1 protein-coding gene and 1 pseudogene are annotated in these 888 nt (G+C 70.4%); both read left to right on the plus strand.

All coding sequences use genetic code 11. The features are described 5' to 3' along the window. Window positions 1-110: 110 nt before the first annotated feature. On the plus strand, window positions 111-608 hold the full coding sequence (locus FNX44_RS27255) for a VOC family protein (RefSeq protein ID WP_143651625.1): 498 nt from the start codon (window positions 111-113) through the stop codon (window positions 606-608). Between the two features lie 24 nt (window positions 609-632). Beyond that, window positions 633-888, plus strand: a pseudogene (locus FNX44_RS27260) (aminoglycoside phosphotransferase family protein); the annotation flags it as partial.

Consider the following 888-nt stretch of genomic DNA (forward strand, 5'->3'; position numbering starts at 1 on the left):
CACCGGCTCGCCCGCCGCCGCGATGAGTTCCCCCCGCCCGGACCGTCTACCTCCACAAGCACGGGGAACACGGCCCGAGTGGGGCCGCCAGCACAGTGAGGAGCACGGCGATGCCCGAGAAGAAGATCACCACGTGTCTGTGGTTCGACAACGAGGCGGAGGAAGCGGCCGAGTACTACCTGTCCGTCTTCGGCGACGGCCGCATCACCGACGTCCAGCGGTACTCGGAGGCCGGCCCCGGCGAACCCGGCTCGGTCGTGGTCGTCGCCTTCGAGCTGTTCGGCCAGCGGTTCACGGCCCTGAACGGCGGCAAGGTCGACTGGGCCTTCAACGAGTCCGTCTCCTTCCAGGTGCACTGCGAGGACCAGGCCGAGGTGGACGACCTGTGGGCCAAGCTCACCGCCGACGGCGGCCAGGAAAGCCAGTGCGGCTGGCTCAAGGACCGCTACGGCGTCTCCTGGCAGATCGAGCCGAAGCGCCTCTTCGAACTGCTCGCCGACCCCGACCCGGCTCTCGTCGCCCGCGTCACCGAAGCGATGCTCACAATGAAGAAGATCGACATCCCCACCCTGGAAGCCGCCGCCGCGCCGCCGACGCGGGAGGCGTAGCCCCGGCCCTTCGAAAGCGAGCGCATGACCGAACGTCAGGACCTCCGTGGCGGCGTGAACATCGTCCGCCGCCACGGAGGCGCCGTCCACCGGCCGACCTCTCCGGCGACCCCCGCGATCCACCGACTCCTCCATCACCTCCACGACCACGGCTTCCACGCGGCACCGCGCCCCCTGGGCCTCACCGCCGACGGCGACGAACGGCTCACCTTCCTCGAAGGCGACGTCCCCGACACGCTCACCCCCGACCTGCGCACGCCCGCCCTCCTCACCTCCACCG

This window comes from Streptomyces alkaliterrae (assembly GCF_007097205.2).
Lineage (GTDB): Bacteria > Actinomycetota > Actinomycetes > Streptomycetales > Streptomycetaceae > Streptomyces > Streptomyces alkaliterrae.